17 protein-coding genes are annotated in these 17,567 nt (G+C 46.1%); 3 read left to right on the top strand and 14 right to left on the bottom strand.

Annotation, left to right across the window (positions count from 1 at the left end; translation table 11 throughout):
• Window positions 1–110 precede the first annotated feature (110 nt).
• Window positions 111–1,151, top strand: a complete 1,041-nt coding sequence (locus J2736_RS01035; RefSeq protein ID WP_310222671.1) for a YkvI family membrane protein — start codon at window positions 111–113, stop codon at window positions 1,149–1,151.
• On the opposite strand, the gene J2736_RS01030 is transcribed toward J2736_RS01035, so the two are convergent.
• The 5 genes from J2736_RS01030 to J2736_RS01010 are packed head-to-tail and all read right to left on the bottom strand — an operon-like array spanning window position 1,083 to window position 7,546.
• Window positions 1,083–1,520: a hypothetical protein gene (locus J2736_RS01030; RefSeq protein ID WP_310222669.1), complete on the bottom strand. Its 438-nt coding sequence runs from the start codon at window positions 1,518–1,520 to the stop codon at window positions 1,083–1,085. The two genes, J2736_RS01035 and J2736_RS01030, sit on opposite strands and share 69 nt — an antisense overlap.
• 28 nt (window positions 1,521–1,548) lie before the next feature.
• Window positions 1,549–1,827, bottom strand: coding sequence for a hypothetical protein (locus tag J2736_RS01025; protein ID WP_310222667.1), 279 nt, complete (start codon window positions 1,825–1,827; stop codon window positions 1,549–1,551).
• Between the two features lie 26 nt (window positions 1,828–1,853).
• Window positions 1,854–5,081 carry an AAA family ATPase gene (locus J2736_RS01020; protein ID WP_310222665.1) on the bottom strand — a complete coding sequence of 1,076 codons (3,228 nt, stop codon included), beginning with the start codon at window positions 5,079–5,081 and terminating at the stop codon, window positions 1,854–1,856.
• Entirely contained in the window at window positions 5,078–6,355 is a 1,278-nt protein-coding gene (locus J2736_RS01015) for a metallophosphoesterase family protein (RefSeq protein WP_310222663.1), read from the bottom strand. The genes J2736_RS01020 and J2736_RS01015 overlap by 4 nt, the downstream gene beginning before the upstream one ends.
• A 27-nt stretch (window positions 6,356–6,382) precedes the next feature.
• A complete protein-coding gene (locus tag J2736_RS01010; protein ID WP_310222661.1) occupies window positions 6,383–7,546 on the bottom strand; it encodes a glycosyltransferase family 4 protein in 1,164 nt (387 codons plus the stop codon).
• A gap of 226 nt (window positions 7,547–7,772) precedes the next feature.
• Between J2736_RS01010 and J2736_RS01005 the strand changes: the two genes are divergently transcribed.
• Both J2736_RS01005 and J2736_RS01000 read left to right on the top strand, forming a co-directional pair.
• On the top strand, window positions 7,773–8,909 hold the full coding sequence (locus tag J2736_RS01005; protein WP_310222658.1) for a GGDEF domain-containing protein: 1,137 nt from the start codon (window positions 7,773–7,775) through the stop codon (window positions 8,907–8,909).
• Between the two features lie 143 nt (window positions 8,910–9,052).
• Window positions 9,053–9,994: an aldo/keto reductase family protein gene (locus tag J2736_RS01000; RefSeq protein ID WP_310222656.1), complete on the top strand. Its 942-nt coding sequence runs from the start codon at window positions 9,053–9,055 to the stop codon at window positions 9,992–9,994.
• A 268-nt stretch (window positions 9,995–10,262) separates the two neighbouring features.
• Here the strand turns inward: J2736_RS01000 and J2736_RS00995 are convergent, their stop codons facing one another.
• The 9 genes from J2736_RS00995 to J2736_RS00955 form a co-directional block, all read right to left on the bottom strand.
• Window positions 10,263–10,559, bottom strand: coding sequence for a DUF6509 family protein (locus J2736_RS00995; RefSeq protein WP_310222654.1), 297 nt, complete (start codon window positions 10,557–10,559; stop codon window positions 10,263–10,265).
• A gap of 96 nt (window positions 10,560–10,655) precedes the next feature.
• Window positions 10,656–10,931, bottom strand: coding sequence for a transporter suffix domain-containing protein (locus J2736_RS00990; protein ID WP_310222653.1), 276 nt, complete (start codon window positions 10,929–10,931; stop codon window positions 10,656–10,658).
• 148 nt (window positions 10,932–11,079) lie between these two features.
• Window positions 11,080–12,036, bottom strand: coding sequence for a formylglycine-generating enzyme family protein (locus tag J2736_RS00985; protein WP_310222651.1), 957 nt, complete (start codon window positions 12,034–12,036; stop codon window positions 11,080–11,082).
• Between the two features lie 40 nt (window positions 12,037–12,076).
• Window positions 12,077–12,613, bottom strand: a complete 537-nt coding sequence (locus tag J2736_RS00980; protein ID WP_310222649.1) for a chromate transporter — start codon at window positions 12,611–12,613, stop codon at window positions 12,077–12,079.
• 17 nt (window positions 12,614–12,630) lie between these two features.
• On the bottom strand, window positions 12,631–13,278 hold the full coding sequence (locus J2736_RS00975) for a chromate transporter (RefSeq protein WP_310222647.1): 648 nt from the start codon (window positions 13,276–13,278) through the stop codon (window positions 12,631–12,633).
• A 294-nt stretch (window positions 13,279–13,572) separates the two neighbouring features.
• Window positions 13,573–14,439 carry a carbohydrate ABC transporter permease gene (locus tag J2736_RS00970; protein WP_310222646.1) on the bottom strand — a complete coding sequence of 289 codons (867 nt, stop codon included), beginning with the start codon at window positions 14,437–14,439 and terminating at the stop codon, window positions 13,573–13,575.
• Window positions 14,440–14,455: 16 nt separating this feature from the next.
• Window positions 14,456–15,337 carry a carbohydrate ABC transporter permease gene (locus J2736_RS00965; RefSeq protein ID WP_310222643.1) on the bottom strand — a complete coding sequence of 294 codons (882 nt, stop codon included), beginning with the start codon at window positions 15,335–15,337 and terminating at the stop codon, window positions 14,456–14,458.
• 82 nt (window positions 15,338–15,419) lie between these two features.
• Entirely contained in the window at window positions 15,420–16,733 is a 1,314-nt protein-coding gene (locus J2736_RS00960; RefSeq protein WP_310222641.1) for an ABC transporter substrate-binding protein, read from the bottom strand.
• Window positions 16,734–16,763: 30 nt separating this feature from the next.
• The gene (locus tag J2736_RS00955) at window positions 16,764–17,567 is read right to left on the bottom strand and encodes a sugar phosphate isomerase/epimerase family protein (RefSeq protein WP_310222639.1); all 804 of its coding nucleotides are present in this window, start codon (window positions 17,565–17,567) and stop codon (window positions 16,764–16,766) included.

The raw sequence follows: 17,567 nt of genomic DNA, 5'->3' as shown, positions 1-17,567 counted from the left end.
CTGTTCCGCGCAATGGGACTTACGCAGGGGCTTGCCCTAAGTTCCAGTCATGCATGCTTACACACAAACATACCTTGTACTATATCAAACGAAAGAAAGCGAGGCAATATATGCGAAATAGTGCACAGATTGTCCGTGTTGCCTTCACCTACATCGGAACCGTCGTTGGGGCTGGTTTTGCTTCCGGACAAGAAATCCTTCAATTTTTCACTCGCTACGGCTCGCTGGCAACATTAACGATTGCCCTGTCTACGGTATTATTCATATGGATTGGCATACAACTTATGCTTATGGCCCATGACTTAAAAGCAGAATCCTATGAGGATTTAAATAAAGTGCTTTTTGGAGATAAAATCGGGAAATGGATCTCTCTGTTTATGATGATTGTTCTTTTTGGCATTACCACCGTCATGTTAGCGGGTGCTGGCACGGTATTTGAAGAACAACTGCATCTCTCCTACACGACTGGACTGGTAATCACACTCGTTCTTTCTTATGTTGTTCTTACACGAGGGATTAAAGCGATTATGACCGTCAACTCCATCGTTGTCCCTATCATGCTGCTATTCAGCTTTGTCATTGTTGTCTATACGTGGCATTCACCAGCGTCAGGCAATTGGCTGCGAATAACCAGCGATGATTCCCTCTTCCGCGTCTGGTTTGCCCCCTTCCTATACACGGCCTTTAATTTGGCCATGGCACAGGCAGTGCTCGTTCCGATGGGCGGCGCAATTCGCGATCGTTCCGTGCTCTATTGGGGCGGGTTGCTTGGCGGAGCGGGTATCGGGCTCTTACTGCTAGCAGCACATTATGCTCTGTCTGCACAAATGCCGGGCATCGCACAATTTGAAATTCCGATGGGAAATATCATGACTAAACTTGGTTATTTCCCGCAAGTCGCTTATTTGCTCGTCATTTACGGCGAAATATTTACAACCTTTATTGGGGATGCGTACGGGTTATCCATGCAGCTCCAACAACGTATCAAGGTTCCTCGCAAAGTACTGCTCATCGCCATCTTACTGCTTAGTTATGCCATTAGTCACATTGGGTTTAAAACGTTATTAACTGCCTTATACCCGCTATTTGGCGTGGTTAGTGTCGTTTGGCTCGTGTTGATGATCTGGCGTAACCGCCGCAGTACGTTGTAAAGCATTCCCTTGAGGGAAGCCGAGCACGACGATCAGACGAATAAATAGCAGCAGCATTCCCATCGCAGAAGTAATAATCCCTGTAAGCAGATACGCCCAGTGGAAATTAGCAATTTCCGTCTGATCTCGCCCAACGGCCACAAGTACAGCAAGCATCAATAATAGACCAATGATAAATAACCCAACTACGGAATAATCAATAATCGTCCATCTTGAAAAATATGTAGCAGCAATCTCGACTTGGCTGACTGCTCTCGGCGAGGCAGCTTGCTGACGCCAGAGCTGGTGTACGGTCCAAGCGGTATAAATGCCGGCACCTGTCACAAAGAGTCCGACCACCGCACCTAGAATAGCTAAAAATAAATTCATTCGCGGGCTCTCCTTTCATCTTCCTTAGTTAGTGCTGCCGCAAGCCGTAGATGAGTAATAACGTGCAGACAAAGCTAATAACGGGAAGTGCATACAGCAAGGGAAGGATCATTACAGGCGGGAGCTTCATGGCAGGAAACCAAATCAACTGGAGACGCTTTTTCTCCGTCTCCCCATCTTCTTGATCTACCTTGTGCGCGCGAAGTGCATCTGTCGCTCCTTCATTCCACTGAATCTTCCCTTTCTTCCACCCAACCTGATAGGATATTTCACGATGATCTTTCTTCTTCTCGTTTCCTGAATCCACGTTCCATACCTCCAATCCAAAACCTTCTATAAGTGAACAAATAGGTGATCAGGTATCACACGAGCTGCTGCATCTCGCACGTGGCCGTGGCAGGTAAATAGCAGCACTTGATGACGCTGACTCAAATCAGCAAGAACGCGCAAACAGCTTTCCATCCGTTCCTCATCGAAATTCACAAGAATATCGTCCAATACCAGCGGTAAAATGGCCTTTCCTCCGTACTCTTCTACGAGTGCGAAGCGCATGGATAGATACAATTGCTCAGCCGTTCCTCGGCTTAGTTGATTCGTATCCACCGTTTGCCCGTTTGCTCTTACGGCAAGTAGACGCTGCTCGCCGAATGGCGCTTTCACCGCCAAGAATGCCCCGTTGGTCATCTGGGTGAAATACGCAGAAGCGCGCAGAAGCACACCTGGCTGACGATCCTTTTCATACATATCGCGAGCCTTTCGAACTAAGAGTGCAGCGAAAGATGCCACCGCATACTGATTCACTTGTTGAGAAATCGATGTACGAATCGCTTCTGCTTGCAAACGCAAATTCGCTGCATCAGCCCCCTGCTCCAGCTTCTCGATCTGACCCGTTAGCTTGCCAATGGCCTCTCTAAGCTCATTCGTCTGAGCGATCGCTTCAACAAGCTTCTCTTGCAACGATGCAGCTAATCTAGCTAAATCTTCTTCGCCATGTGCATCCATCAGCTCCACAAAGCTTGGCATGGAAGCTCGGCTCAATAGCGCTTCAAGCGAAGCTTCTAAGAGCACGCGTTCATCATCCAACTTTCGCCGCTCCATCTGCTCCCGTTCCAAAATACGAAGCTGCTCGCCATCAGTAGCAGAAGCCTCCTGCAAGAGCTGGTGTAGTCGCACAAGTGTGCGATCCGCATGCTGCTGAACGAGCGATAATGCTTCCTCCGCTTCAGTGCACAATTGTTCCGTTTGCTTTTGTTCTGCGATGAGAACCAGCTGCTGTTGCTCATCTTCTTTCCAGCGCTTTAATGCAAATAAACTATCGTGCGTGGATAATGGCAACGCCAGCAGTTTACATGCCTTTTCTTCAAATGTATGGACGTTTCCGATTAAGATGTCTAGCTTAGAAGCTATTTTGTTTAGCTGGCGCAATCCCTCTTGCGCTTGTTCGATAACCTGAATCGTTTCCAACAAAGCATCCGTCGACAAATGGTGAACTACACCGAGGTTTTGCAGCCATTCCTGCCAAGCGGCATACAAATTACTGGTCTCCGCTTTGACTTCCTTTATATGGCTGACGCGCTGCTCATATTGCTGCTCCAACGTCTGTAGATTTTCTTGTGCATCTCGAAATTTCTCCAGCTTCCGAAGCTTTTCACTATGCATCTGCTTATTCTTCTCTGCATCGCGGAACCACGCATCCAAATGTGGTTGAAAGGCTTGTAGTGATAATGACATTGACTTTGACACGCTTGGTATATCCTTGGGCAGAGTCGCAGCTGCCTCTTGAAAACTAGACGAATGATCGCTCAGTAATCCCTGCTCATATTGACGAATTTGACTATGAATACGTCGTTCCAGCTGTTCAAGCTCCTGCTTCAGGTGATCATCTTGAACGCTAGCGGCGGGCATGGTTCGAGAGGCTCTGCTCTCTTCTTTTTGACGACCCTTTAACCCGATATAGACCAATACGCTTGCTAAAATAAGAAATAAACAGGCAGCTGCAAGCCAATTGCCCTGCCACCCCAAAATTAGCGGTGTTACAAAAGCTAAAATACCTGTCGCTATCATCACGCGTCTACGTCCTGCACGTGCAGCATCTCTACCAGCCTTAGCAGCCTCTTCAAGGCCTTGCAGGTAGACCTGCTGTTCGGCTTGTCGTTCTCGCTGATGCGCGACTTGAGTCGATAGCAGCTGCCAACGTGCATAATCCGATGCTAATTTCTGCAAGAAAGAAGTAGGGTCCGCGTCAAAATCTACCTTTCCTGCATGCATCCCTTTGCTAGCAGCCTCCAAATGAGCAGCACGCTCTTCCTCACGCGCGATCTGCACGCGTAAGCTATCCAGCTCCGTCTGCATACGCAGCTCAGTCTCCGTTGTTAGTCGGAATTGTTCTTTATACGTACGCACTCGTTCGCGAAGTGAGATGGTTACAGCGAACGAAGTAATATCGGTTTCATCCCATTGCACATCCAAATTGGCTAGCAATCGATCGATTTGCGCTCGCCCATGTGCAAGCTCAACCTGAAGCTGCTCGATCTGACGCTTATGCTCCTCATAGCTAGCCGCTTGCTCTAGCAAGTGGTTCAGCTCAATTTGATGGGCGAGCACCTCCGGCTCCATCGGGAGCGCAGCCAGCCTGCTGCGCAAGCTCTGCACTCGCAGCTGCAGCTTGTCGCGCTCGGCCTGGAGGCGCTCCTGCTCGGCCTCGAGCGCCTCCAGCCTTGCTGTGGCCTGCTCGGGGAAGCCCGGCCGTGCCGGCAGGCCCTCCAGCTCGCGGCCGATCTGCCGCAAGCGGAGCCAGCCGCTGCGCGCCTTGCCGGCCAGGCCGAGCTTGTGCAGCTCCGCGCGCAGCGCCTCCTGCTGCCCCTCCAAGGCAGCAGCGCGCGCCTCCGCGGAGCGGCGCTCTTCTTGCAGCCGATCGTAGTCGGCTGCGCCATCACGGCTGCGGCGCAGCGACTGCTCCAGACCCTCGAGCTCCTTCAGGAGACGGTTCATCTCCTGATTGCGTCCTCGAGGTCTGTACAGGCCGTCGGCCTGCGCCGTCAGCTTGCGTTCAGCCTCCATGATGGCTGAACCGCTTACACCAAGCCCAGCGCTATACAGATAGCCGCTGAGCTCGTCGGTCTGCAGGGTGCGAAGCTCCTGCAGTTCAGTTAAACCAAAAGCGAACAAGCTGCGATAGAGGTCGGCCGACAGGCCGCCTAGCAGCGTGTTCAGCAGTTCTTCGCCGCCGGTAGTACCATCGGCGAGCGTGACCTTGACGAGCCCCGCAGAGGCTCGTTTGCCGCCTGTGGCGGGCGCGTCGTAGCGTTCGACGCGCATGCGCTGCCCCTGCTCATCGAGCAGGGTTAGCGCGCCGCCATGGGCGCCTCCGCCCAGCGGCTCGTAGCGCTCCGAACGATTCGTTCGCGTTGGAAAGCCGAACAGCACCGCGCGAACGAAGCCCATGAGCGTGCTTTTGCCCGCTTCATTCGCGCCGTAGAAAACGGCCAAATTCCCGTCCGTATGCAGCTGACGATCACGTAAGCTGCCAAATCCATCGACTTGGATGGCTATGATTCTCATCCAGGTCCCCCTCCATCCGTGGATAGCAGATCCGCGACAAGTACTTCCGCGGAACGAAGCCATTCCTGCAGCTGTTCAGGGGTTGCCGTTGCCGGATTCCCTACGGAGTGTGGCAACCCCTGCAAGGCTGCTAGCGCCTCGCCAGCGAAGCTCTCTAGTAGGGCATCATCATTTTGCATCGCCGCCGCATACCTTAACAGATCGCCTAAGAAGCTCTTCTCTTCCAGCACTGCTGCCAGATCAAGCTCACTCGCTGTTCGATCCTCGATCGATTCAATCCACACAAAGCTGCCCCGCTCCACTTCTTCTTCTCGCAACTCATCTACCAACTCTTGCAGAGCTCGTCCTTTTCGCAACCGTTCATGCAGCTCACTGCGGCCTTCCAATACGATTCTTACTATCCCATCTCGCCCCTCGGCCTCATAACGGAGCCGATCCAACAGCTCTCCTAATCGGTCCTTCAAAACCTGCTCCGATGGAATCGACGCCACCGATAGTTTCTCTTGAGACCAACGAACCGTATCTAACGCGTGAAAAGTAAGCTCTGTACGTCCATTGTCATCTATGTTTACGAGATAACAGCCGCGTGGCCCCGTTTCCCGAATACTCCGGCCTTGGATGTTACCCGGATATACGATGGTTGGATGTTGGTTCACAACCTGTCTTGTATGTACGTGTCCGAGAGCCCAATAATCCATGCCCGCGTCGACTAAGTCCTGTTTGCTGCAAGGCGCATAGTTATCATGGTGCGGATCTCCATCGACATTCGTATGCAGAAGTCCGATTTGGCATACTTGGGCTTGTCCTCTTTTAAATTTCAGTGCAAGATTCTCGGTTACCGCTGAGTTCCCATAAGAAATCCCGTGAATCTCTGCGATTAATCCGCGATCCGGCTTCACAACCTGGAACGTCTCCACTCGCTCACACGCAAAAAAATGAACGTCTGCCGGCCAAACCAACTTTGCGGCACGTCCATCCTCGGGATCATGATTACCATGTATGATATAAGTAGGAATGCCTTCATCAGCTAGTTGTTCCACTGCTTTCTGGAAGCGAATTTGCGCCCGCAGTGAACGATCCGCCACATCGTAGACATCCCCGCTCACCAGTACAAAATCTACTTGTTCTTGCCTCGCTAGTGCCACAAGCTCCTTCAACGCTTCGAACGTCGATTCTCGAACTCGCTCTCGAACCCGCTCAGGAAGCGCCGACATGCCTTTAAAAGGGCTATCTAAGTGCAAATCGGCAGCATGTATAAACCGCAGTCTTTTCATGGCTTCTAACGCCTTCCTTTGTGAACTTTATTCGGGTTGACCTGCCTCTGGTTGATCCGTCTGCACAGTCACCTGATAGCGCTCATACACACTTTTCAATTGACGGAGCACACGATTCAACGAGTACGTTTTCTTCGCTTTTTCCCAAGCTGCTCGCGCCAAATTGTAGCGGAAAGTAGGATCGATAACGACTTTCTCCAGTGCATGGCTCAGTGCCATGGCATCACCGACAGGTACTAACAATCCATTGTGACCATGCTCAATTTGCTCCGCAATCCCGCCAACATTGGTACCGATCAAAGCTAACCAGCATAGCGCTGCTTCAGCGAACACAGATCCAAAGGCCTCCGCCCGAGAGGGCAGAACAAAGACATCGAAGAATGGCATGAATTCTTCCGGATGAAGCATATAGCCGTAAAAAATCGTATCTTCATAAATATTGTGCTCGATCGCTAATTTCTCTAGCTCTTCCCGGCTAGGACCATCGCCAATAATATGTAACACAAAGGGATGACCGCGCTTCTTCAGCTCACCACAAGCAATTAGCAGTGTATCTAAACCTTTTGCGGGAACCAAACGGCAGACGGTAATGAATTGCGTGACTTGATTTTCATGTGAGATCGGACGGAAACGCTTCTCATCAAAGCCATTTGGAATGACGCCAATGCGTTCACTATCCTGCACATATTCAGCCATATACTGTTTAAACGAATTAGAAACCGTAATGATTTGATCTACTTTCGCTTCTAACTCCCCATAGATCTGGGTTAGAAATTGATGCTCTACGCCATTTTCAACAATACGTCCGTTCAGAATAAGCTCGCGCTCAAAGCTGGAGTGAATAGTCAAAATGACAGGTGTTTCCGGATAAATTTGCTTCATAACGAGCGCAGCAATCGGATGATGGGCATGTATAATATCAAATTTCTTAGAAATCCTTAGTTTCGTCCACCATACATAATCTTTATAGGTTTGAATGTATTTATCGATAATTGGGTTTCCGGCATACTTCCGCCAATCGAACGTAGCGAACGATACATCCTCATTCCCCTTGCCGCGAATCCGCTTAGGTAATGAGAATAATTCCATTTCCCAACCTTTTTTATTAAATCGTTCCAAAATATAGGGAACCATGGATGATACCCCGCCCGGTTGTTCCGGGGGGAAAAACAATGCTTGCAATATGTTCATTGCATGAGCCCCTCTCCCAATTCCTTGAGCTTACCTTACCTATTGTAACTTGTGACGGGCGAATAGAAAAGAGAACACGACCTCAACAGCACAAATGTTCTATCCCTGCTCCTCTTTTTCCTTTATAATAGAATCTGCTTCTATGAGAAATAGGAAAGTGGTCTTCGGTTGCCGAATACGTATCCTTTCCTATGTTGACGAAAAATAGGTCTTCTTGGAGGAAATCATGGACACAATGGATTTACTTACTGGTGAATTAGCTTCGTTTTTATCCCATGCCATCATCGTAGTTATGGTCGCGCTCATGTTTGTCATCTCCCTGCGTTTGTTTCTAGACCGGCGAAAAAAAGGATATATGTCCATGACAATATCACTTGTTATTGTCGGTATCCATTATTTGCTGCAACTATATCTACAAGTTAGCGGTAACGATACGAGCATCGCTGATTATGCGGTGACTATGCTCAAAATAATTTCATTTGTACTTATAAATATGGGAATTTATCAATTATATAATCGTACGAATCGCAAGCAATATATATTTTTCTATGGGCTCATCATTATGGGTTTCGTCGTATCGACACTCCATTTTATTGTTCCGAATCTGTATAGCGGGACCGAGCATCAAGTTCGTCTCCTGCAAAATATTGGCCTTGAGCTGTACATATTCGTTCTCATTTTTCTATGTTTTTATATGATTCCACCCTACATCGGTCAACAAATGAAATATCAAGTTGCGTTAACGCTTTACTTTTTCTTTCAGACCGTTCAGCTTGTCAATACCTATGTCTATGAGAACGCGCAGCCCTTGCTAACAATTGCTGTCAATCTTCTGCCCATCCTGTATTATTTTCTCTTGTTTATGATACTCTTCGATCGTGTCGTTGAGCTCATGCAAGCCATCTACAATTCATCGATTACGGACGGCCTGACAAGGCTCTATAATCGCAAGTTTTTCTATAATCGCGTCACGCAATATGTGCAGCGACATTTACCTGTTTATATTTTGTTCAGTGATATCGATAATTTCAAGAAATTAAATGATACACAAGGCCACCAGATGGGGGACAATGTACTCAAGCAAGTAGCTCAAATTATGAAAGATGAAGCAGAAGAATGCGGGATTGCCGGCCGTTATGGCGGTGAAGAGATGGTGATCATGGTTTCTGACCCCAGCGTGAAAATGGACGCTTTTGCAGAACGAATTCGCAGCAGAATTGAGAAGGAAACGATTGTAACGGCGAGTATCGGGTACAGCAAATATAAGAATGGATTAAGCGCCGAAGAACTCATCAAACAAGCGGATGAAGCGATGTATCGTGCCAAGACGACTGGCAAAAACAAGGTTGTAAAGTTCGCTTAATTTAGTAAAAGCTGGAGTACCGTACCTAGAGGTAAGTAACTCACCTACTTTTCAGTTCTTATGTCTTCTCGCACTATGCTTTATAATAGAGGGGTACAGACCATTCCGTACAAATTCAAGGTTAGAGCAGGAGGCAATGTTACATGCAATATCGTAAACTAGGGAATAGCGGTCTCAAAGTTAGTGAAATTAGTTTAGGCAGTTGGCTCACCTATGGCGGTTACGTGGGGGAAGACCCTGCTGTGCGTTCCATTGAGCAAGCTTACGATCTAGGAGTTAACTTTTTCGATACAGCCAATGTGTATGAACGCGGAGAAGCTGAGCAGGTAATGGGTAAGGTCCTTTCCGCATATCCTCGGGAATCTTATGTTCTAGCTACGAAAGTTTTTGGCAAAATGGGTGAAGGCCCGAACGATCGTGGACTTTCCCGCAAGCATATTAGAGAACAGGCTGAAGCCAGCCTGCGTCGCCTCAATGCGGATTATATCGACATTTATTACTGTCACCGTTTTGATACAGAAACACCATTAGAAGAAACGCTGCGCGCGCTTGATGATCTAATCACACAAGGTAAGGTGCTTTACATTGGAGTCAGTGAATGGACGCCGGCTCAAATTGTGGAAGCTTATGCGCTTGCTGACAAGCTTTTGCTCGATAAGCTGATCGTGAATCAGCCTGTATACAATATGTTCAATCGTTACATCGAAAAAGATATCATCCCGCTCGGCGAAACAAAAGGCTTCGGTCAAGTTGTTTTCTCTCCGCTGGCCCAAGGCCTGCTCACAGGCAAATACCGTGCAGGGCAGCCAATCGCTGCTGATAGCCGTGCAAGCAGCAAAAATTGGGATGAAAAGCAGCTGAACGAGACTTCTCTCCATAAAGTAGCTCAATTATCCAGTATTGCGGATGAATTAGGCATCAAGGTGTCCCAGCTGGCAATTGCTTGGATCCTACGCCAAAACAACGTATCCAGCGCCCTTGTCGGTGCGAGCCGACCAGAGCAAGTCGTGGAGAATTGTAACGCAAGCGGCATTCAATTGACGGATGATGTGCTTAGCAGCATTGAGACTATTCTGCAAGGGTAAGTTGTAGAATGCTACAAGTGAATGGTAAGAGAATTGCGAAACCTGCCTGCTGGCAGGTTTTTCGCGCATGTTAGAAGATGTTAGTTGGGTGGGTTGCGCTAGCAACCAGCTGGCAGCGGCGGCGACGGCACCCTTGCGCACAATTTTTGACAATTTTTGTGCGCTAGCAATCAGCTGGCAGCGGCGACGATGCCCTAGCGCACAGTTTTTGTGCCATTTTCCGAATCAACAAAAAAAGAAGAGCAAAATCGCTCCTCCCCCCTCATCCTTACTCATTACCTTCCAAGTAGTGCTCCTTACAGAACGCTTCCACGATGGCGACTTCATCATCTTCTAAATCAAAATCCAGATAAAGCTCCGTCGTTTTCTCGTATAGCTCATATTTCATAAGTGCTGACGTTTCTTCGTTCACATTATAAATGGCTCTAATATAGAGGCCACTCTCGGAATATAGTTCATCATCTTCCTCAACTTCAATATCGATGATAAATTCATAGCGCTGCCCTGTCAAAATCCCAAAAGGATCTCGAACTAATTCGACTGTATACGTTGTAATGGTAAACATTGTACCGCCCCTTTCTCTTCTGCACCTGTTAGTATACCCGAAATAGGAGCAAAAGAAAAAAGGCCTCTTTCTGAAGTTGGTTGCTCCACTGCTTTTCTAGACATCGTCTTGTTTGATGGACCCCTGATTTGGATTGTCTGGCACTTGCTTTCGCTTCCAGTTTTTCGGGTTCAAGTAGCTTCTATATTTCTTGGCAACTTCCTTGCCTAACAAGATACCACCCGTCCAGAAAGTCACCTCGCTGAAAATAAGTAATCCCGCAATCCACTTTGCCATACCCCCTCCGGTATGTACGAAAAATGGAATTGTAAACGCACTTAGAAAGGCAAGTGTCGATAAAATTAACAAGCTGATCCCCAGCTTTTTAGCCACGTAAAATCCCCCTTACATTTCAAATAAAACCTGATTTGATTATTAATACTTACGCATAGAAATGATTACCGTTGCAATAAATCGTTTCAATTCCATCATTCAACACACAAAAAGCCACCAATCCCTAAAGGAAATGGCGGCTCCATATTTATTCGACATCCGCAGCACATCGGAAACCGATGTTGCCTGTTGAGCTGTCTGGCGTATTCTTACTGCGTGCTGCGACGCGATATCGATTGCAATACGAACGGTGGCACAAGTACGATCCGCCTCTCAGCACGCGTGTATCACCCGCTGGGGGTCCAATGGGGTTGTCCTTTTTGCCCTTCACATGGTAGTTCGGGCTAAACCAATCTGAGCACCACTCCCACACGTTCCCCGCCACGTTGTACAAGCCAAATGCGTTCGGCTCGAACGCAGTGACAGGCGCGGTGCCTGCATAGCCATCGCTTTGGTTGTTTTTGTCAGGGAACTTCCCTTGCCAAATGTTACACATATGTCTTCCGCCAGGCTTAAGCTCGTCCCCCCATGGATAGCGCTTCTGGTTTAGCCCGCCGCGAGCGGCGAATTCCCATTCAGCTTCTGTAGGCAGGCGTTTGCCAGCCCATTGGCAATAGGCCATCGCATCTGTCCATGATACATGAATGACGGGATGATCCCACCGCTCCTCGACATGCGAATCAGGGCCTTCTGGATGCAGCCAATCTGCTCCCTCAACCACCCACCACCAAGGGGTTTGCTGTACTTTATTCTGCACTCGCGCAGCCGTTGCTTCAGAGACGAACAAATGAAAAACGAAGGACCAGCCGAAAGCCTCAGCTTCCGTTTTGTACTTGGTTGCATCCACAAAACGTTTGAACTCAGCATTCGTTACCGCACAAGGATCTATGTAAAAAGGTTTTAGAGTAATCTCACGCACTGGCCCCTCGCCATCCGCAGGAAATCCTTCGCGGTCGTCCGTTCCCATGAGAAATTTCCCACCAGGGATGAGCACCATGCCCTCTTTAGCTCGCGGCTCAACTGAAATGAATACATCGGATAGAGCAGCCGGCTGCTCAGATGCCGGACGGCTTGCTGAACAGCAGCTTGGTTTATTGGTTTCCATTTCTGACGTCCTCTCCCATGTGTTGTCATGTTGCTTGCTATTAACTAAATATAGCAATTCCGACTAGCGCCGACAATACAATTGTAGCGAGCGGATGCCATTTGTATTTATAAACAACAAGAAACACACCAGCAGCAATCAGAATGGTGAATAACACTTGCCACGAAAAAATGGATGCCATCCCATCCGGGAAGCCAAAGTGAATTGCCGCGTAGACGATTAGTCCAGTTACAATCGGTCTCAGGCCATAGAAAGTCGTGTGTACGGCTTTACTTTGAATTATTTTATAAAAGAAAGAAGAAATGATAAGAATAATGACGAACGACGGTAAGACCATCCCTATCGTAGAAAAAATAGCTCCTAAAATGCCATCTGCCCTATAACCAATCAAGGTAGCGGTATTCGTTGCAATTGGCCCAGGAGACATCCCAGCCACGGCCACACTTTGAGCAAAATGCTCACTTGTCATCCAACCATGCTGTTCCACTTCATGTTGAATGATGGGAATCATGGCATAGCCGCCGCCGAAAGACATGAACCCTATTTTCAAAAAAGTCACAAAAAGCTCCCACAACATCTACATTCCCACCTTTCTTAGATACCATCCGCAATAAAGTAATCGTAGTAGGTGTAGCCATTATAGGACGTTTGTTGTGGCTCTTTGCCTTTTTCTAAGCTAACTTGGATGCCGAAAGTTTCTTTCACTTTGACAAAAACAAATCCGATAAACAAACCTACGAGAATCATGAAAAGCGGATTGATCGGAAGCAGCAACAGAATTGCTACGGTTCCAACTGCGGTGATTAACGTCGTTTTATCAAAAATAGCCGAACGAGCCATATTGTATGCCGCCAACACGATGAGACCAATAATGGCACCATGGATGCCTTTGAAAGCGGCGATGACTTTCGGGTCGGATTGCATGAACATTAAGAAAATACTTAGGATCAGCGCAATCAGGAAGGTGGGTAAAGCAATGCCGATGACGGCTGCTGCTGCACCTGGAATCCCTGCCAGGCGATACCCGATAAATGCGGATGCATTGACGCCGATCCCCCCTGGAGCTGAACCTGCAATGGCGATGATATTGGAGATCTCTTCTTCCTTAATCCAGGCTCGCTTGCCTACCACTTCCCTCTCAATGACGGGAATCATGGCATAGCCCCCGCCAAATGTAGAAGGTCCGATTTTAAGAAATGTCCAGAATATCTCCAAACAAAGATGTAATTGATGTTTCTGCATATGGATTCCCCCTGTAGCCCATTTGTATGGTCTCATCATTATACTCCACTTAACTCCAAATTGGAATAAACATTTTCACTATTAATCCACAAAGGAAAATCACACTGCGTTATTTGCCTAAAATTAATACCTTTAATCCGATAGATTCACTTAGTTTAGATCAATATGATATTAAGTGATGTGAAATCCTTACTTTTCCATATATGACAAAAAGCCAAGAGATGGACACCATCCCTTGGCTTTTTATCATATATTTGTTGTGTGTGCTTTCTCCATTTTCCAAATGAGCCCCATTTAGCCCTTCATTGAACCTGATGTAATTCCTTCAATAAATTTCCTTTGGAAAATAATATAAATCATGATAATAGGTACAATTGCAATGGATACGCCAGCTGCAATCAGAGACTGATTAGAGGTGTATTCACCGAAGAAATACATCATCCCCAGTGGCAACGTACGATAAGCATCATCATATACGAATAGCAGTGGAAGTAAAAAGTCATTCCACGACCACATAAATTCAAATACTAATAAAGAAGTAATTGCTGGAATCGTCAACGGCAACATAATATGCACAAAAGCTTTGAAGTCATTACAACCGTCAATCTTCGATACATCCATCAATTCATCTGGTAAATCTTTAAAAAATGTGCGCATCATAAAAATAGCAAACGGCATCGCCAACCCAAGACTCGGCAAAATTAACGCCCAATACGTATTTATTAAATTCAAACTTTGCATAGTGTAGTACAGTGGAATAACCATCGCTTGAATCGGTACCATCATCCCAAATAAAAAGATGAAGAACAAAACATCTCTACCCGGGAATTTCAGCTTACCAAAGCCAAAACCTGCTAACGAAGCTAATAGAATGATAAAAAATACGCGAGGAATGGCTACAAACACACTATTCATCAAATACTTACCCATTTTCCCAACGGTCCATGCTTCGGAAAAGTTATTGAAGGTCAAGTACTTAGGAAATGCAAATAGATTTGCATTTAATTCACTTACAGGTTTAAGTGCTGCGAGAAGAATCCATACGATTGGCATAATCGAAATGAACGTGAATGCAAGTAAAATCAGATAAACACTAGCTTGTTTGACATACGTTGACGTGCTTTGTGGAGCCGTCAGTTGAATTCCGATTGTATCTTTCATCAATAACGCCTCCCTGTTAATCATTTCTTTCAGCAAAGCGCATATATCCGATCGAGCAAGTGGCAATAATGAGTGCTAAAGTTATCGAGATGGCTGCTCCATAGCCTACTTCATTGGAGCGAAAAGCGCTATCAAACATATACGTAGAGATAACCTCGGAGGAATGATATGGACCACCTTTTGTCATCATATAAATAATATCAAACACTTTAAAGGAACCAATTAATGAATTCAAAACTAATAACGTAATGGTACTTTTCAATAAAGGAATCGTCACACGGGCAAACGTTTGCAAAATGGATGCTCCTTCTATCTTGGCAACTTCATAGTAGCTTTTATCAATTCCCTGCATAGCAGCCATAAAGATGACCATACAAAATCCATAATACGTCCAGCTTCCCGCTGTAGCTAATGCCGGCATAACGGTATGTTCATTCCCCAACCAATCTAGCGCCAATCCACTTAAACCTATTTTTTCTAAAGTCGTATTGATGATTCCAAAACCGGGATGATAAATCCAGTTCCATACGATACCAACCGCAACTAATGATATGATCGTCGGCATAAAGTACGTAACTCTGAAAATCATAGCCCCCCGAATTCCCTTGGAGAGAACCAATAAGGCAAGAAGTAATCCAATACATATAGGAACTGTCACCGAACAAGCAATCCAGAACAAATTGTTCCCTAGCGCTTTCCAAAAAATAGGATCATGCAGCAAACGCACATAATTGTCGAATCCAATAAAATTCATGGTAGGGCTGGCCCCATCCCAATCAAACATACTATATTGAGCAGTTTGCAGAATGGGGATAACTAGAAAAATAATATAAAAAATCAAAGCGGGCAGAATAAAAAACAGTGCTTTAAACGGTTTTATCTTGATGAGGATACTCATACGTTCACCTCCTATGCCTTTGCTTATTGGATCCGCATAAGGATAGGGCTGGCAGCCCTATCTTTATGCCCTCCAGTTCATCTTAGTTGTTGCCCTTGGCCTTTTCTTCCGCATACACTTTTTGCTTATTCTTAACGACCTCTGCGCCAGTTTTCTTCCCTGCAATCAATTCCTGCAAATCATTCATCGTCGCGTCATTCACCTTCTGAGGCATTAAGACATCTAGACTGTAGGAAAGACCTGCAGGTGCTGCAGACAAGTTAACCACTTCTTTAAAGAGGGCATTCGCGTTAATTGTATTAACGTCAATGGTCATTGGAGGAATGATACTTGCCTCATACCAAATTTTTGCCGTTTCATTGGAGTACATATAATCTAGGAATTTGATAGTTTCATCCGCACGAGGCGTACTGGAAGAGATTGCAAATGTGCCGCCAATTCCACCAGGTGCCATAAGTGGCAAATTAGGTTTAACGGATGGGAGTACGAAGAAACCAACATCATCTTTCAGGTTTTCAACCATGCCGCTGACCATCCATGTACCTGTCATACGCATAGCAGCTTTTCCTGTGAAAAATTCTTTATTGCCATCATCATAGGATATCGCGAGAGGGCTTTTCGTCGTATACCCATCTGTAATCAATTTTTTAAATGTATCTAATGATTCCGCAAAAATCGGTTGATCAAAACTCTTTTGACCATTCAGAACCGCATCCATTTCTGTTTTACCTGCAACAGCTGTATAGAATATGCTTTCCAAGTGGAACGCTGGCCATTGGTCTTTATCATCCAAAGAAATGCCAACAATACCTTTATCTTTAGCCGCCTTACAAATTGCCAAGAATTCCTCATATGTTTTTGGAACATTTACGCCCAAATCCTTAAAAATTTTCTTGTTGTAGTAGACGCCAAGCATTTCCACTTGCGTACCAACGCCATAAACCTTTTTATTGAACGTGTTACGTTCTTGAATCCAGGCAGGGAAACGTTTATTCCACCCCAGACTCTCTGATTTAGCTGTCAAATCCATAAGTAAATTAGCATTGGCGAGAACACCTAGGTAGCCAGGACCTGCATCATAGGCAAATAAATCGGGTCCATCTTTGCTTAATAACGCTGGCTTAATTAATTTACGTTGATCGTCTGCTTTCATGGAAGATCTTTTAATCTTAATATTGGCATTTTGTTTTTCGAAATTAGCAATAATCGTGTCCATAGCTTTCGACTGGGTTTGATCCGTATAATTATCCCAAAAGTTAACCGTTACCACTTCACCTTTTTTCACATTCTCAGTAGTTGTATTGGCTGCTTTACCAGGAGCTTTCGTTGAACAAGCTGTTAATACCAAACCACTAATTAGCATAACCGGAACTACTGAGCGAATTACATTTTTCATTCCTATCTCCCCTGTCATTCTGATTTTGGATTAACCTTGTAAACAGCTACGTAAAAAGTGCAATGTTTCTTGCAACAGCTCCTTCTTTTCATCACCAATTCTGCATTCCATAGATAAATAACCTTGATAATTAAGCCTTTGTAAGGTTTGAAACGGCGTCCGAAAATCAGTATGCGCTTTCCCAGGAAGCTGTCGATTGCTATCTGCTAGATGAAAGTAGCCCAAGTTACTGAATTCACTTTCTATGGTACGTGAGATGTCAGCCTCTTCGATATTCATGTGGAAGAAATCACCCAAAACCTTCAGATGTCGGCTCTCAATCTCTCTAATCAAAGAAGCAGCTTGTGAAACTGTATGCAGCATATGATCTTCATAACGGTTCAAAGGTTCAATAAATAAGGTCACTTGCAGCTTATCAGCATGCTCAGCTATTCGCTTAAGCGAATCTACTAATGCGTTGTGATCTCCTTGTACATCCCGTGGCAACACTTGATGTGGTAAAGATTTGGAGAACATCCCATACGCTGCTGGCGCAATAATCCCTTGTGCACCTAATTGGGCTGCAAGCTTCAAAGATAGTTGGACATCCGCAACGGCTTCTAGTCTTTTGGTTTCGTCGAAATGACCAATCCAATGGCGATAACCACCGCAGATGGCCGTAAGTGGTATGCCAGTTCCATCAATTGCTGCTTGCAGTTCTGCAGCTAATCGCTCCTGTAATGGCTGTTGAAAAAGGTTTAATTCTACGCCGTCATAACCGACCTCTTTGGCCATTTGGAACACTTCTTTGTAATCAGAAAGACCCGTTAACTTATCTTGAATGGCAAATTTCAT

It is taken from the genome of Paenibacillus qinlingensis (assembly GCF_031455095.1).
Taxonomy (GTDB): domain Bacteria; phylum Bacillota; class Bacilli; order Paenibacillales; family NBRC-103111; genus Paenibacillus_E; species Paenibacillus_E qinlingensis_A.
The sequence above is the reverse complement of the archived record's forward strand: the minus strand, read 5'-3'. Positions and strand labels throughout refer to the sequence as shown.

Excerpts from the sequence above, each read along its gene's own strand:
- J2736_RS00980 (WP_310222649.1), bottom strand. The coding sequence starts at position 12,613 with ATGTTGTGGGAGCTTTTTGTGACTTTTTTGAAAATAGGGTTCATGTCT.
- J2736_RS01015 (WP_310222663.1), bottom strand. The coding sequence starts at position 6,355 with ATGAAAAGACTGCGGTTTATACATGCTGCCGATTTGCACTTAGATAGC.
- J2736_RS00970 (WP_310222646.1), bottom strand. The coding sequence starts at position 14,439 with ATGAAAGATACAATCGGAATTCAACTGACGGCTCCACAAAGCACGTCA.
- J2736_RS01035 (WP_310222671.1), top strand. The coding sequence starts at position 111 with ATGCGAAATAGTGCACAGATTGTCCGTGTTGCCTTCACCTACATCGGA.
- J2736_RS01030 (WP_310222669.1), bottom strand. The coding sequence starts at position 1,520 with ATGAATTTATTTTTAGCTATTCTAGGTGCGGTGGTCGGACTCTTTGTG.
- J2736_RS00955 (WP_310222639.1), bottom strand. The coding sequence starts at position 17,567 with ATGAAATTTGCCATTCAAGATAAGTTAACGGGTCTTTCTGATTACAAA.
- J2736_RS01020 (WP_310222665.1), bottom strand. The coding sequence starts at position 5,081 with ATGAGAATCATAGCCATCCAAGTCGATGGATTTGGCAGCTTACGTGAT.
- J2736_RS01010 (WP_310222661.1), bottom strand. The coding sequence starts at position 7,546 with ATGAACATATTGCAAGCATTGTTTTTCCCCCCGGAACAACCGGGCGGG.
- J2736_RS00960 (WP_310222641.1), bottom strand. The coding sequence starts at position 16,733 with ATGAAAAATGTAATTCGCTCAGTAGTTCCGGTTATGCTAATTAGTGGT.
- J2736_RS00995 (WP_310222654.1), bottom strand. The coding sequence starts at position 10,559 with ATGTTTACCATTACAACGTATACAGTCGAATTAGTTCGAGATCCTTTT.
- J2736_RS01000 (WP_310222656.1), top strand. The coding sequence starts at position 9,053 with ATGCAATATCGTAAACTAGGGAATAGCGGTCTCAAAGTTAGTGAAATT.
- J2736_RS00965 (WP_310222643.1), bottom strand. The coding sequence starts at position 15,337 with ATGAGTATCCTCATCAAGATAAAACCGTTTAAAGCACTGTTTTTTATT.
- J2736_RS01005 (WP_310222658.1), top strand. The coding sequence starts at position 7,773 with ATGGACACAATGGATTTACTTACTGGTGAATTAGCTTCGTTTTTATCC.
- J2736_RS00985 (WP_310222651.1), bottom strand. The coding sequence starts at position 12,036 with ATGGAAACCAATAAACCAAGCTGCTGTTCAGCAAGCCGTCCGGCATCT.
- J2736_RS00975 (WP_310222647.1), bottom strand. The coding sequence starts at position 13,278 with ATGCAGAAACATCAATTACATCTTTGTTTGGAGATATTCTGGACATTT.